Origin of the sequence: Actinomadura geliboluensis (assembly GCF_005889745.1) — a bacterium.
Taxonomy (GTDB): Bacteria; Actinomycetota; Actinomycetes; order Streptosporangiales; family Streptosporangiaceae; genus Spirillospora; species Spirillospora geliboluensis.
The window spans coordinates 61174-75294 of sequence record NZ_VCKZ01000004.1 but is presented as its reverse complement, the minus strand read 5'-3'; the positions used below and the strand labels follow the sequence as shown (position 1 = coordinate 75294).

Below are 14121 nucleotides of genomic sequence, written 5' to 3'. Positions count from 1 at the left end.
TCCGGGTGCACGCTGGAGGCGTCCAGCGGGTCGTCGCCGCCGGGGATGCGCAGGAAGCCCGCGCACTGCTCGAACGCCTTCGGCCCGAGGCGGGGCACCTCCTTCAGCCCGGCGCGGCTGCGGAACGGCCCGTTGGCGTCGCGGTGCGCGACGATGTTCTCCGCGAGGCCCTCGCCGATGCCGGACACGCGGGTGAGCAGCGGCGCGGACGCGGTGTTGACGTCCACCCCGACGGCGTTCACGCAGTCCTCGACGACGGCGTCCAGGGAGCGGGACAGCTTCACCTCGGAGACGTCGTGCTGGTACTGGCCGACGCCGATCGACTTGGGGTCGATCTTGACCAGCTCGGCGAGCGGGTCCTGCAGCCGGCGGGCGATGGACACCGCGCCGCGCAGCGAGACGTCCATGCCGGGCAGCTCGCGGCCCGCGTACTCCGACGCCGAGTACACCGACGCGCCCGCCTCCGACACCATGATCTTGGTGAGCCCGAGGTCGGGGTGCCGGGCGATCAGCTCGGCGGCGAGCTTGTCGGTCTCCCGGGACGCGGTGCCGTTGCCGATCGAGACGAGGTCGACCTTGTGCTCGCGGGCGAGCCGCGCGAGCGTCTCGATCGACTCGTCCCACTTGCGGCGCGGCTCGTGCGGGTAGATGGTGTCGGTCGCGACGACCTTGCCGGTGGCGTCCACGACGGCGACCTTGACGCCGGTGCGCAGGCCCGGGTCCAGGCCCATGGTGGCGCGGGTGCCGGCGGGCGCGGCGAGCAGCAGGTCGCGCAGGTTGGCGGCGAACACGCGGACCGCCTCGTCCTCGGCCTCCTGCCGCAGCCGGGTGCGCAGGTCGATGCCGAGGTGGACGAGGATCCGGGTGCGCCAGGCCCAGCGGACGGCGTCGGCCAGCCACGGGTCGCCGGGGCGGCCCTGGTCGGAGATCTGGAACCGGCGCGCGATCTCCGCCTCGTAGGAGCTGCGCGGCGCGGAGTCGTCGGCCTCCTCGGGCTCCAGGTCGAGGTCGAGGACCTCTTCCTTCTCGCCGCGGAACAGCGCGAGGACGCGGTGCGAGGGCAGCTTGGCGAACGGCTCGGCGAACTCGAAGTAGTCGGAGAACTTGGCGCCGCTCTCCTCCTTGCCCTCGCGGACCCGGGAGACCATCCGGCCCTGGTTCCACATGCGCTCGCGGAGCGCGCCGATGAGGTCGGCGTCCTCGGCGAAGCGCTCGACGAGGATCGCGCGGGCGCCCTCCAGCGCGGCGGCCGCGTCCGCGACGCCCTTCTCGGCGTCGACGTAGCCGGCGGCCTCGGCGTGCGGGTCGCGGGACGGGTCGCCCAGCAGCGTCTCGGCGAGCGGTTCGAGGCCGGCCTCGCGGGCGATCTGCGCCTTGGTGCGCCGCTTGGGCTTGTACGGGAGGTAGATGTCCTCCAGCCGCGCCTTGGACTCGGCGGCCATGATCTGGGCGCGGAGCTCGTCGGTGAGCTTGCCCTGCGACTCGACCGACTCCAGGATGGCGGCGCGCCGCTCGTCCAGCTCGCGCAGGTAGCGCAGCCGCTCCTCCACGGCGCGGAGCTGCGCGTCGTCGAGCGTTCCGGTGGCCTCCTTGCGGTACCGGGCGATGAACGGGACGGTCGCCCCGCCGTCGAGCAGGTCCACCGCGACCCGCACCTGCCCCTCGCGGACGCCGATCTCCTCGGCGATGCGCTGGGTGATGGTCGGCGTGGTCTGGCCGGTGGACGTCTGGCTGATGGTCGCTGTCACAGCTTGGATTCGCTTTCTCCCCTGGGTGTCGCCTGTGCATTGTCCAGGGAACGGGGCCGGTTGTCTTGTCACCGCTCGAATGACGGACCGGTCGGCGACCGGCCGTCCCGCTCACTCCGCCAGAGGGTAGGGCTAACTCCCCCATGATCCGCCCCGGTTCGGGGGCTTAGGCCCACTGGGCGGCGGGGCGTCCGGCGACACAATGGTGGGACCGGGAGCCCGGCGCGGCGGGCTGCCCCAGGACCTCGGATCCCTTTGGAGGACGGGTGGACGGCAGGAAGCGCCCCATCGACCGGATGAGGGAGATCGCCCGGGGGACGTTCCTCAACGTCCTCCGCTCGGTGGTCCAGATCGTCCTGGCCTACACGGTGAACCTCCCGCTGTTCATCCTCGCCGTGCTGGCGATCGCCTTCATCCCGCTGGGGGTGGGGATCGTGCTGGCGCCGGCGGTGCTGCTGGCGATCCGGGCGGTGGCGAACCTGCAGCGGACCCTGGCCGCGGACTGGCAGGGCGTGTCGATCCCGGAGCCGTACCGGCCGGAGCCCGCCGGGGCGTCCGGTCCGATCGGGCGCTTGAAGTGGGTGCTCGGCGACCCGGCGACGTGGCGGGACCTGCTGTGGTCGCTGCTGAACGTGCCGGTCGCGCTCGTGCTCGGGGTGCTGGCCGGGGGCATGACGGTGTACGGGCTTGAGGGCGTGTTCGTGGCGTGGTGGGTCGCGCTGCTGACGAACTACGGCTGGGGCCCGTTCTGGATGCTCGACGACTTCGGCGTGGTCGGGTACGTGGGGACGGCCGTCGGCGGCGCCCTTCTGCTAGTGCTGTCGGTTCCGGCGGGCGGGGCGATCCTGAAGGCGCACGCGCAGTTCAGCCGGTCGCTGCTGGCGCCGACGCGGAGCGCGCTGGCGGAGCGCGTGCGGCGGCTGACCGAGACGCGGGCGGAGACGGTGGACGCCTCGGCCGCCGAACTGCGCCGCATCGAGCGGGACCTGCACGACGGCGCGCAGGCCCGGCTGGTCGCGCTGAGCATGAACATCGGCCTCGCCGAGGAGATGATGAAGCACGACCCGGAGACCGCGCAGCAGCTGCTCGCCGAGGCGCGGGAGGCGAGCGGGACGGCGCTGACGGAGCTGCGCGACCTGGTGCGCGGCATCCACCCGCCGGTGCTGGCCGAGCGCGGCCTGGACGGGGCGGTGCGGGCGCTGGCGCTGACCCTGCCGCTGCCCGTGGACGTCCACGTCGACCTGCCGGGCCGCGCCGACGCGCCGGTCGAGTCGGCGGCGTACTTCGCGGTCGCGGAGATGCTCGCCAACGTCGTGAAGCACTCCGCCGCGCGGCGGGCCTGGATCCAGGTCGAGCACTCCGGCGGCCGGCTGCTGATGATCGTCGGGGACGACGGGACGGGCGGCGCCGACCCCGCCGCCGGCAGCGGGATGCGCGGTATCGAGCGCAGGCTCGCGGCGTTCGATGGGACGATGGCGGTGACGAGCCCGCCCGGCGGGCCGACCGTCGTCACCATGGAGCTGCCGTGCGCGTTGTCATCGCCGAAGATCTCGCCCTCCTCCGGGACGGGCTGATCCGCCTGCTCGGCGCGTTCGGCTTCGAGGTCGTCGAGGCGGTCGACAACGGGCCGTCGCTGCTGCGGGCGCTGACCGCGCACCGCCCGGACGTGGCGGTGGTGGACGTGCGGCTCCCGCCGACGTTCACCGACGAGGGGCTGCGGGCGGCGCTGGAGGCCCGCAAGGAGATCCCCGGCCTGCCGGTGCTGGTGCTGTCGCAGCACGTGGAGCAGCTGTACGCGCGGGAGCTGCTGTCCGACAGCAGCGGCGGCATCGGCTACCTGCTGAAGGACCGCGTGTCCGACGTCAAGGTGTTCGTGGAGGCGGTGCGCCGGGTCGCGGACGGCGGCACCGCCCTCGACCCGGACGTGGTGGCGCAGCTGCTCACCCGGCACGCCCGCGAGGAGCCGCTGCAGCGGCTGACTCCGCGCGAGCGCGAGGTGCTCGGGCTGATGGCGGAGGGGCGCTCGAACGCCGCCATCGCGGCGAAGCTGTTCGTCACCGAGAAGGCGATCAGCAAGCACACCAACAGCATCTTCGGCAAGCTCGGGCTCCCGCCGTCCGAGGACGACAACCGCCGGGTGCTGGCCGTCCTCGCCTACCTGGGCGCCTGAGCCTCCCCCTCGGCGCGGGCTACCGGGCCCACGGCGGGACGATCCGCTCGGCGCCCTGGGGGGCGATCGCGCACTTGGTGTCGTCCACCAGCTCGTCGGGGTCGTAGGCGAGGCAGCCGGCGTGGGCGGCGACGACCGCGGTGAAGCCGGTGTCGCCGGTCGCCATCTGCCGGGGCACGTCGGCCGCGAGGACGATGGTGTCGCCCGGCCCGGCCTCCATCGTGCGGCCGTCGAGGTCGATGGTCGCGGCGCCGTCGAGGAACGTCCACACCTGTTCGGTGTCGAAGGCGTGCAGCGGGCCGGTCCTGCCGGGGAGCATGTCGACGCGCCAGACGGCGATGTCCTGGGTGCCGCCCTGGGTGGGCGTCGCGAACGTGGTCATGGTGCCGTTCGGCGTCTCGGTGCGGCGGCCGTCGGCGTTGCGGATGAGCGTCACGGGTCCTGATCCCCTAGGTTTAGACAACATGGTTGTCCATATAGTCAACGAGGTTGTCTTTCATGTCAAGCGACGGCACGGCACATGACGGCGCGGCATCCGGCGGCGGGCCCCCGGACGCGCCCGGCTTCGAGCTTCCGCTGCGACTCTTCCTCGCCTTCCGCGTGATCGTCGACGAGGTGCACGCCGAGCTGGCGCGCGAGGGGCATCCCGACCTGCGCCCGATGCACGGCTTCGTCTTCCAGGCCATCGGCCCGGACGGCACGACGGCCGTGGAGCTCGGCCACCGGCTCGGGGTGTCCAAGCAGGCCGCCGGCAAGATGGTCAAGTCGCTGGAACGCGCCGGGTACGTCGAGCGCGGCACCGACCCGCGGGACGCCCGGCGCAAGATCGTCCGGCTGACCGCGCGCGGGATCGACTCGCTCGACCGCTCCGCGCTGGCCTTCGAGCGGATCCGGGCCGACTGGGTCCGGACGCTCGGCGCGGACCGCGTCCGGGCCCTGGAGCACGACCTGCGCCGCATGACCCCCGCCGACCTGTGGCGGCTCGACATGCCGGGCTGGTTCGGATCCGGCTGAACTTTTTCGCGGTCGGTGACCGTACGGGTCCAGGCAGTCGCTTAGACCACTCGCGGCGGGGCCCGCGGGGTTGCCGCAGGCCCTTGAACGCGCCGTTCCGCCCGGTTACCATCCTCCCAATTCTTAGGAAACTTTCCTAAGAGTTGAGCGGGGATTCCTGTTTGATTCGGGGGCCGGACCGAACGGAGAATCATGTCAAGACCGGGCGGACGGCGGGCCATCGCGCTCGCCGGCGCAGCGACACTGGCGGTGGCCACCGCCCTGCTCACGGCGCCACCGGCGTCGTCGGCGGGGACCGTCACCGCCACCTGCAAGAAGGGTTCCGACTGGGGCACCGGCTTCGACGGGACCTGCACCATCACCAACGGGAGCGGCGCCGCCGTCACCGGCTGGAAGCTCGAAGCGGACCTGCCGTCCGGGACGTCCATCGGCAACGTGTGGAACGCGACCAAGACCGTCTCCGGGAACCACTACACCTTCACCAACGCGGGCTGGAACGGCACGATCGCGGCCGGCGCCACCGCCAGCCTCGGGTTCGGCGGCAGCGGCTCCGGGTGGTTCACCAACTGCACGGTCAACGGCGCGTCCTGCGACGGCTCGGGCAACCCCGGCGACGACACCGAGGCCCCGACCGCCCCGTCCGGCCTCACGGTCACCGGCAAGACCGCCACCAGCGTGACGCTGTCCTGGAACGCCTCGACCGACAACGTCGGCGTGAAGGGCTACGACGTCTACAACGGCAACACCAAGGCCGCCTCGACGACCGGCACGAGCACCACCGTCGGCGGGCTGTCCGCCAAGACCGCCTACACCTTCAGCGTCAAGGCCACGGACGCCGCCGGGAACACCTCCCCCGCGTCGGCCTCCGTGTCGGTCACCACCGACGACGGCGGCGGCGGCGGCAACCCCGGCGCCGGCGACAAGGTCATCGGCTACTTCGCCGAGTGGGGCGTCTACCAGCGGAACTACCATGTCAAGAACATCCAGACGAGCGGCTCCGCCGACAAGCTGACCCACATCAACTACGCGTTCGGCAACGTCACCGGCGGCCGGTGCGCGATCGGCGACTCCTACGCCGACTACGAGAAGGCCTACACCGCCGACCAGAGCGTCGACGGCGTCGCCGACACCTGGGACCAGCCGCTGCGCGGCAGCTTCAACCAGCTCCGCAAGCTGAAGAAGCTGCACCCGAACCTGAAGATCCTCTGGTCGTTCGGCGGCTGGACGTGGTCCGGCGGCTTCACCCAGGCCGCGCAGAACCCGGCCGCGTTCGCCGAGTCCTGCTACAACCTGGTCGAGGACCCGCGCTGGGCCGACGTGTTCGACGGCATCGACATCGACTGGGAGTACCCGAACGCCTGCGGGCTGACCTGCGACACCAGCGGGCCGGACGCGTTCAAGAAGCTGATGGGCGCGGTGCGGGCCAAGTTCGGCTCCGGCAACCTCGTGACGGCCGCGATCACCGCCGACGCCGGCGACGGCGGCAAGATGGACGTGACCGACTACGCGGGCGCCGCCCAGTACGTCGACTGGTACAACCCGATGACCTACGACTACTTCGGCGCCTGGGACACCAAGGGACCGACGGCGCCGCACTCGCCGCTCACGTCGTACCCGGGCATCCCGCACGCCGGGTTCAACTCCACCGACACCATCGCCAAGCTCCGGGCCAAGGGCGTCCCGGCGAGCAAGCTGCTGCTCGGCATCGGCTTCTACGGCCGCGGCTGGACGGGCGTCACCCAGTCCGAGCCCGGCGGCACCGCCACCGGCGCCGCGCCCGGCACCTACGAGGCCGGCATCGAGGACTACAAGGTCCTCAAGGGCAAGTGCCCCGCCACCGGCACCGTCGCCGGCACCGCCTACGCCAAGTGCGGCAGCGAGTGGTGGAGCTACGACACCCCGTCCACCATCCGGGGGAAGATGTCCTTCGCCAAGGACCAGGGCCTGGCGGGCGCCTTCTTCTGGGAGCTCAGCGGCGACACCGCGAACGGCGAGCTGATCGCCGCGATGCGCGGCGGACTCGGCTGAGCACGATGAGCCGTCTCGGCTGAGCTGTTCGCAGGAAGGGGTACTCCCAGCCCCTCAGCAGGCCGAGACATCCGGGCCCCCGACCAGACGGACGCCGGTCGGGGGCCCGCCCCTTTTCTCAGGTGGTCGCCTGGTTCAGGCGAAGGACTGGCCGCCGTCCACCGTGAGGACCTCGCCGCTCATGTAGGGGTTGGCCATGAGGAACACGGCTGCGGAGGCGGCCTCCTCGGCCGTCCCGAACCGTCCGAGCGGCATGGCGGCGCCCGCCTCGGCGATCGCCGCGTCGCCCTCCGCGCCGTCGGCTCCGTAGCGGCTGCGCAGCAGGGGCGTGTCGATGGCGCCGTACCGGATCGCGTTGGCCCGCAGGCGGGCCGGTGCCAGCTCGACCGCCAGCGCGCGGGCGAGCGTCTCGACGGCGCCGGCCGCCGCGAACGGCGCGGCCATGCCCGGACGCGGGCGGGCCACGAGGATGCCCGAGCTGAGCGTGATCGAGCCGCCCGGCTCCATGCGGGGGACGGCGGCGCGCACGATGTCGAGGACCGCCCCCACCGGAGCCGCGACGGCGTCCCGCGCGGCGTCCCGGCCGAGTTCGGTGACCGGGCCGATTCTCGCGGGGCGCCCGGCCGTCATCAGGACGTGGTCGACGGCGCCGGCGCGTGCGAGCACCTCCTCCATCGCGTCATCGTCGGTGACATCGGCGGGCATCCCGTGCACCTCGGCGGGGGCGCCGGTTCCGGCGGCGGTCACGCGGGCGACGGCGGACTCCAGCCGCTCCTCGTCGCGGCCGACCAGCAGGACGCGCGCGCCGACCGAGGCGAGCAGCCCGGCGGCGGCCAGGCCGATGCCCGAGCTGCCGCCGAGGACCACCGCCGTCCGTCCGGCCAGGCTCGACGGGAGCGGCGAGCGGACGGGGACGGGCGCGGGTGCGGGTGCGGCGGTCGTGGCCATGGGACCCTCCTAAATAAACCATCTGGTTGTTTTAGTGTGAGCTCATGGCCGGGCCAAAGTCAACCGGATGGTTTAATTGCGGCCATGGGCTACGACGCCGAGGCGACCCGCCGGCGGATCTTCGAGGCCGCCGCCGCCGAGTTCGCCGCGCGCGGGCTCGCGGGCGCCCGGATCGAGCGCATCGCCACCGAGGCGCGGGCCAACAAGCAGGCCATCTACCTCTACTTCGGCAGCAAGGAGAAGCTGTTCGGCGCCGTGGTGCGGGCCGCGATGGAGGAGATCGGGAAGACGACCGAGATCGACCCCGCCCGCCTGACCGAGTCGGTGGGCCGGCTTTTCGACTGGTACCAGGAGCATCCGGAGCTGATCAGGCTCCTGCTCTGGGAGGCCCTGGAGACGCGGGGCGAGGTCCAGGGCGAGGACGAGCGGCGCGAGGCGTTCCGGCGGAAGGCCGGCCGCTTCGCCGGCGCGGCCGGCGGCAGCGCGGAGCCGGGCGCCGGGTCGCCGGAGGTCGGGGACCTGATGTTCACCGTCTTCGGCCTCATCGCGTGGAACTTCGCCGTCCCGCAGCTGCGGCGGCTGATCCTGGACGAGGACGACGAGGCCGCCGCCCTGGCGCGCCGCCGCGCGGCGGTCCTGGAGGCCGCCCGCGTCCTCGCCGAAGCGCACGGGTCCGGCGGGGCCGGGTCCGCGCGATGATCAGCACGGTGCTGTTCGACCTCGACGAGACGCTCCTCGACCACGAGGGCGCGGCGGGCGAGGCGGTCGCCCGCCTGTTCCCGGACGTGGACGAGGAGTGGCTCGTCCGGCGCTGGCACGAGCTGACCGAGGAGGCCGTCGACCGGTACCTGGCGGGCGAGCTGGACTTCCCCGGCCAGCGCCGCGCCCGGATCCTCCGGCTCGCCCCGGAACTCGGGCTCGGCGACTGGGACGACGCCCGCGCCGACGCGTGGATCGCCCGGTACGTGGCGCTGTACGAGGCGGCGTGGCGCCCGTTCCCCGAGGCCCGGCGCGTCCTGGAGGTCCTGGCGGCGCGCGGCCTGCGGCTCGGCGTGATCACGAACGGGGACGCCGCGCAGCAGCGCCGGAAGATCGGCGCGATCGGCCTGGCGGACGTCCTGCCGTACGTCGTGGCGTCCAGCGAGGCCGGCTCCGCCAAGCCGAACCCCGCGATCTTCCGGACGGCCTGCGCGGGCCTCGGCGTCCCCCCGGAGTGCGCCGCCTACGTCGGGGACCGGCTGGTCACGGACGCGCAGGGCGCCGCCGCGGCCGGGCTCACGGGCGTGTGGCTCGACCGCGCCGGCGGCCCCGCGCCGGGCGAGCCGTCCGTCCCGCGCATCACGACGCTGGAGGAGCTGCCCCGGCTGCTCGCCGGCCGCTGACGCCGGGGTCAGCCGGTCTGCAGGACGGCCTCGATCTCCAGGATGATCTGGACCTTCTCCCCCAGCCCGAGGCCGCCGCCGCCCGGGACCTTGGCGGTGTCGCCGACCCCGAACTCCAGGCGGCTGATCTCGCCCGTCGCGGTGAACCCGGCGCGGGCGCCCTTGAACGGGTCGTCCTCCCGGAACGGGTCGGGGCCGAACCCCTCGATCTCCAAGCGCAGCGGGACCTGCCGGGTCAGGCCGCGCAGCGTCAGCTCGCCGTCCAGGACGAAGCCGTCGCCGTCCCGCCGCACCCCGGTGGAGCGGTAGGTCATCGCGGGGTACTTCGCGACGTCCAGGAAGTCGGCGGACCGGACGTGCTCGTCCCGCGTGGCGTTGCCGGTGTCGACGGAGGACAGGTCGATGGTCGCGGTCACCGACGAATCCAGCGGGTCGTCGCCGGTCACGATCGTCCCCTCGAACGTCCCGAACCGGCCGCGGACCTTGCTGACCATCAGGTGCCTGATCGTGAAGCCGACGCCGGAGTGGAGGGGGTCGATGGCCCAGGTGCCGGCGACGTAGCCGGGGACCTCGACAAGCTCGGCGGTCATGGTGTCTCCTAGGTTATGAATGGTAAGGCGGTTCCGATCGGTAACCGCTCCCATAGTGCGGAGACCCCCGCGGTCGGCACAAGAAGGCACTTTTTTCTGCCCCGGTAACCTGGAGGGAACCATGGAGCACCACCCGGACCAGTGCCGGGCCCGCGAGATCCTCGACCGGGTCGGCGACAAGTGGTCGCTGCAGGTGATCGCGCTGCTCGGCGAGGGGACCAAGCGGTTCACCGAGCTCAAGCGCGAGATCGAGGGCATCAGCCAGCGGATGCTCACCGTCACGCTTCGCGGCCTGGAACGCGACGGCATCGTCACGCGGACCGTCTACCCGGTCGTGCCGCCCCGCGTGGAGTACTCCCTCACCCCGCTCGGCGCCACCCTGATGGACGCGGCCGAGACCCTCGTCATGTGGGCGGCGAGCCACATCGACCAGATCGACAGCGCACGCGCCGACTACGACGCACGCGCGGCCGCGGAGGCGTCCCTCGTGAGATCCGCGTCGCAGAACACGCAGACGTAGTGCTCGTCTTTCACGACGTTGAGCTCCCCGCATTCGGCGCAATGCCGGAAAACGAACAAGGCCGTGAATCTCTCGGGCCGCTGAAACCCCGCACGGTCTAGCGCGGCGGCGACGGCGGGCCAGGATTCCTCCCCCGGGCAATACCCGGTCGACTGGTTGCTGACCTCGGTGACCACCGCGCCATCGAAGGCGATCTCACCCGCTGCCAGGACGTCGCGCCCGCCGGCGCACACCACGTGCTCGCTGCGGCGCGGCGCGATGCGCAGAACCCCGTCGAGAGTGACGACAAAGGTGAACGGCTCGTCCTGGGCTTCCACGTCGGAAGCCGACCTGACGGGCTCACCCGCCGTTCCGGGGCGGACCAGCGCCCGCAACTCCGGCGGCCCCACATAGGCGTACACATCGCCACCGTAGGATCGTCCGCCGCTCGGCGCACCCGAAAAACCATGTGCCGCTCCCCAGGCCGCGGGGTACGGTGGACGGCGATGGTCATTCACGAGGTGGGACGGCGAGCTAGCCGCGCCGAGCTGGGGAACGAGCAGTCGTGCCCGGCCCGGCTCGGCGGTGTGCGCCGTCATCCCATCGACCTCGTGAGGCCGTCCCATGCGCTCTTCTGACATCCGCTCGACCTTTCTCGGCTTCTTCCAGGAACGCGACCACCGCGTCGTGCCGTCGAGCCCGCTCGTCCCGTCCGATCCGACGCTGCTGCTGACGAACGCGGGCATGAACCAGTTCAAGCCGTACTTCCTCGGCGAGACCACGCCCGAGCATCCCCGCGCGGTATCGGCGCAGCGGTGCGCGCGCACGTCCGATATCGAGAACGTGGGCCGCACCACCCGGCACGCGACGTTCTTCGAAATGCTCGGCAACTTCTCCTTCGGCGATTACTTCAAAGAAGAGGCGATCACCTGGGCGTGGGAACTGTTCACGCGCCACTACGACCTCGACCCGGAACGCCTCTGGGTCACCGTCTACCGCGACGACGACGAAGCGCACCGCCTGTGGCGGCGCATCGGCGTCCCGTCCGACCGCATCCAGCGGCTGGGCATGGAGGACAACTACTGGTCGATGGGCATACCCGGCCCGTGCGGACCGTCGTCCGAACTCCACTACGACCGGGGCCCGTCCTTCGGCCGCGAAGGCGGCCCGGCCGTGGACGGCGAGCGCTACCAGGAACTCTGGAACCTGGTCTTCATGCAGAACCTCCGCGGCGAAGGATCGGGTAAGGACGATTACCCGATCCTGGGCGAACTCCCGGCGCGGAACATCGACACCGGCCTCGGCCTCGACCGCCTCGCCGCGATATTGCAGGGCGTCGACACCGTCTGCGAAACCGACCTCCTTTCGCCGACCCTCCGCCTCGTCCAGGAAAGGGCGGGACGCGCCTACCCCGGCCGCGACGGAAGCGACGACTCGACGTCCTTCCGCGTCGTCACCGAGCACTCCCGCTCGATCGCGTTCCTCATCGCGGACGGCGTCCTGCCCGCCCGCGACGGCCGCGGCTACGTCCTGCGCCGCCTGATGCGCCGCGCGATCAGGCACGCGCGCCGCCTCGGCATCGACCCCGCGCTCCCGGACCTGACGTCCAGCGTCGTCGGCACCTACCCGGAACTGGCGCCGCAGTCGGACCTCATCCGCCAGGTGGTCACCTCCGAGGAAGAGGCGTTCGGCCGCACGCTCCGCCAGGGCACCCGCCTCCTCGACACGGCGATCACCCGCGCCACGTCCACGATCTCCGGCCGCACGGCGTTCGAACTGCACGACACCTACGGCTTCCCGATCGACCTGACCATCGACGCGGCGCGCTCCGCGGGCCTCACCGTCGACGAGGACGAATTCGCCGAACTCCTCGACCGGCAGCGCCGCCAGGCGCACCGGGCCGGCCAGGACCGCAAGGGCGACACGGTCGCACGCCAGGACCACTACCGCCGCATCACCGCGCGCCACGGCCTCACGGACTTCGTCGGCCACCACACCGAAACAGCGGAAACACGCATCACCGCGCTCCTCGACCCCACCGGGGAACTCCCGAGCGCGCACGAGGGCGACGAGATCGACGTGATCCTGACCCGCAGCCCGTTCTACGCGGAGTCGGGCGGCCAGGTCGGCGACACCGGAATGATCCGCACCACCGGCGCGACCCTGCACGTCCTCGACACCCAACTAGGACTGGACGGCCTCCACGTCCACACCGTCCGCGTCCTGAACGGCGAGCTGCGCCCCGGCGACGAGGCGGAGGCGTCCATCGACGGCGACCGGCGCGCGGCCACCGCGCGCTCCCACAGCGCGACCCACGTCCTGCACGCGATGCTGCGCCGCCTCCTCGGCGACCACGCGACCCAGCGCGGCTCCCGCGTCGAACCCGGCCGCCTGCGCTTCGACTTCGCGCACTTCTCCCCCGTCGACACCGTCCCCGTCCAGACCCTCGTCAACGACTACCTCCTGGACGACCCCGAAGTGCGCGTCTGGGAAACCAGCCGCTCCTCAGCGAAAAAGGCAGGAGCGCTGGCGATGTTCGGCGAGAAGTACAACGACGACGTCCGCGTAGTCGACATCGGTGACGCGTCCCGCGAACTGTGCGGCGGCACCCACGTCGGCCACGGCTCGCAGGCGGGCCCCGTCCACATCGTCGGCGAATCGTCCATAGGCACGGGCCTGCGCCGCATCGAAGCGCTCACCGGCCCCGACGCCCTCCGCCACTACGACCACCAGACCCACCTGCTCAACGAACTGGCGGCGCTCCTGAACGTCCACCCCAACGAAGCACCAGACCGCCTCCGCCAGCGCCTGGAAACCCTCGCGGCGACCCAACGCGAACTAGAGGAACTCCACAGAACGAACCTGCGCGTCCAGGCCCAGCACCTCACCCCCCACAAGGAACCTCACCCCAACGGCTGGCTCCTGGCCCAAACGATCCCCGGCCTAACCCCCAGCGACCTCCGCACCATCGCGACCGACGTCCTCACCCCGCGCGGCGTAGTGATCCTGGGCACCACCGCCAACGACAAAACCGCACTGGTCGCGGCAGTGGGCACGGACCTCGACATCACGGCACGCGACCTCCTGACCAGCGCCGCCCAAGAGCTGGGCGGCGGCGCCGGCGGCAAGGGCAGGATCGCGAACGCGGGCGGCCGCCACCCCGAGAAGCTCCCGCACGCGATCGCCACGGCCGCGGCCGAAGCCCGCGCCCTCCTCGGCTAGGCGAGCGACCAGGGTCTGATCAGGACTAGACTTCTCCCCGTCATCGCGATCAGCGGTGATGTGCGGGCTGTAGCGCAGTTTGGTAGCGCACTGGCTTTGGGTGCCAGGGGTCGTGGGTTCGAATCCCGCCAGCCCGACCGGGGAGACCGTCCGGCGGCCGACCACCGTCTCCACCCGTCCCCGAAACCCTGTACGCTACGGGTTGGCGATCGAGACCCCCGAGGCTCTCCATCCGCCCGCGGGCGTAGCTCAATGGTAGAGCCCCAGTCTTCCAAACTGGCTACGCGGGTTCGATTCCCGTCGCCCGCTCCAACGTTTCCCCAGGTCAGAGGCCATGGCACACCGATCTTGGACAAACACCAAGATCTTCTATCACTGGTTCCATCACTGGGCCCGTGCGCGATCATGGCGGATCTCACCCTCCGAGCCGACATCCCGGAGCAGGCCTACAACTCGCCGATTGAACATCGCCCACCAGCACCAAACTGCACATCTCCGGTAAATCGGCGTGCGCTCGGCT

At 71.8% G+C, this 14121-nt stretch carries 13 protein-coding genes and 2 tRNA genes; 10 read left to right on the top strand and 5 right to left on the bottom strand.

Annotation, left to right across the window (positions count from 1 at the left end; all coding sequences use genetic code 11):
- On the bottom strand, positions 1–1748 hold a 1748-nt coding region (locus ETD96_RS01650), incomplete at its 3' end, for a Tex family protein (protein ID WP_138632834.1).
- A gap of 266 nt (positions 1749–2014) precedes the next feature.
- Between ETD96_RS01650 and ETD96_RS01645 the strand changes: the two genes are divergently transcribed.
- Positions 2015–3322 (top strand): sensor histidine kinase, encoded by a 1308-nt coding sequence (locus ETD96_RS01645; RefSeq protein ID WP_240807090.1) that lies wholly within the window; start codon positions 2015–2017, stop codon positions 3320–3322.
- On the top strand, positions 3274–3918 hold the full coding sequence (locus tag ETD96_RS01640; RefSeq protein WP_138632831.1) for a LuxR C-terminal-related transcriptional regulator: 645 nt from the start codon (positions 3274–3276) through the stop codon (positions 3916–3918). Before ETD96_RS01645 ends, ETD96_RS01640 begins: the two co-directional genes overlap by 49 nt.
- Before the next feature lie 19 nt (positions 3919–3937).
- On the opposite strand, the gene ETD96_RS01635 is transcribed toward ETD96_RS01640, so the two are convergent.
- Positions 3938–4354, bottom strand: a complete 417-nt coding sequence (locus ETD96_RS01635) for a cupin domain-containing protein (RefSeq protein ID WP_138632828.1) — start codon at positions 4352–4354, stop codon at positions 3938–3940.
- A gap of 62 nt (positions 4355–4416) precedes the next feature.
- On the opposite strand from ETD96_RS01635, the gene ETD96_RS01630 reads away from it, so the two are divergent.
- Complete coding sequence (locus tag ETD96_RS01630; RefSeq protein WP_138632825.1) at positions 4417–4932, top strand: MarR family winged helix-turn-helix transcriptional regulator; 516 nt, start codon at positions 4417–4419, stop codon at positions 4930–4932.
- Between the two features lie 192 nt (positions 4933–5124).
- Positions 5125–6960: a glycosyl hydrolase family 18 protein gene (locus tag ETD96_RS01625; protein WP_138632822.1), complete on the top strand. Its 1836-nt coding sequence runs from the start codon at positions 5125–5127 to the stop codon at positions 6958–6960.
- A gap of 135 nt (positions 6961–7095) precedes the next feature.
- Here the strand turns inward: ETD96_RS01625 and ETD96_RS01620 are convergent, their stop codons facing one another.
- Positions 7096–7908, bottom strand: a complete 813-nt coding sequence (locus ETD96_RS01620) for an SDR family NAD(P)-dependent oxidoreductase (protein WP_138632819.1) — start codon at positions 7906–7908, stop codon at positions 7096–7098.
- An 84-nt stretch (positions 7909–7992) separates the two neighbouring features.
- Between ETD96_RS01620 and ETD96_RS01615 the strand changes: the two genes are divergently transcribed.
- Complete coding sequence (locus ETD96_RS01615; RefSeq protein WP_138632816.1) at positions 7993–8607, top strand: TetR/AcrR family transcriptional regulator; 615 nt, start codon at positions 7993–7995, stop codon at positions 8605–8607.
- Positions 8604–9290 (top strand): HAD family hydrolase, encoded by a 687-nt coding sequence (locus ETD96_RS01610; protein ID WP_138632813.1) that lies wholly within the window; start codon positions 8604–8606, stop codon positions 9288–9290. The genes ETD96_RS01615 and ETD96_RS01610 overlap by 4 nt, the downstream gene beginning before the upstream one ends.
- Positions 9291–9298: 8 nt before the next feature.
- On the opposite strand, the gene ETD96_RS01605 is transcribed toward ETD96_RS01610, so the two are convergent.
- On the bottom strand, positions 9299–9880 hold the full coding sequence (locus tag ETD96_RS01605) for a YceI family protein (protein WP_138632810.1): 582 nt from the start codon (positions 9878–9880) through the stop codon (positions 9299–9301).
- 121 nt (positions 9881–10001) lie between these two features.
- Here ETD96_RS01605 and ETD96_RS01600 point away from each other — a divergent pair, with 121 nt between their 5' ends.
- Positions 10002–10400 (top strand): winged helix-turn-helix transcriptional regulator, encoded by a 399-nt coding sequence (locus tag ETD96_RS01600; protein ID WP_138632807.1) that lies wholly within the window; start codon positions 10002–10004, stop codon positions 10398–10400.
- On the opposite strand, the gene ETD96_RS01595 is transcribed toward ETD96_RS01600, so the two are convergent.
- Entirely contained in the window at positions 10334–10801 is a 468-nt protein-coding gene (locus ETD96_RS01595) for a hypothetical protein (protein ID WP_138632804.1), read from the bottom strand. The genes ETD96_RS01600 and ETD96_RS01595 overlap by 67 nt on opposite strands.
- 202 nt (positions 10802–11003) lie before the next feature.
- Between ETD96_RS01595 and alaS the strand changes: the two genes are divergently transcribed.
- The 3 genes from alaS (at position 11004) to ETD96_RS01580 (ending at position 13913) form a co-directional block, all read left to right on the top strand.
- Complete coding sequence (gene alaS / locus ETD96_RS01590; RefSeq protein ID WP_138632801.1) at positions 11004–13601, top strand: alanine--tRNA ligase; 2598 nt, start codon at positions 11004–11006, stop codon at positions 13599–13601.
- A 63-nt stretch (positions 13602–13664) separates the two neighbouring features.
- Positions 13665–13738: transfer RNA gene (locus ETD96_RS01585), tRNA-Pro, on the top strand.
- A gap of 101 nt (positions 13739–13839) precedes the next feature.
- Positions 13840–13913 (top strand) — tRNA-Gly (locus ETD96_RS01580).
- Positions 13914–14121 lie beyond the last annotated feature (208 nt).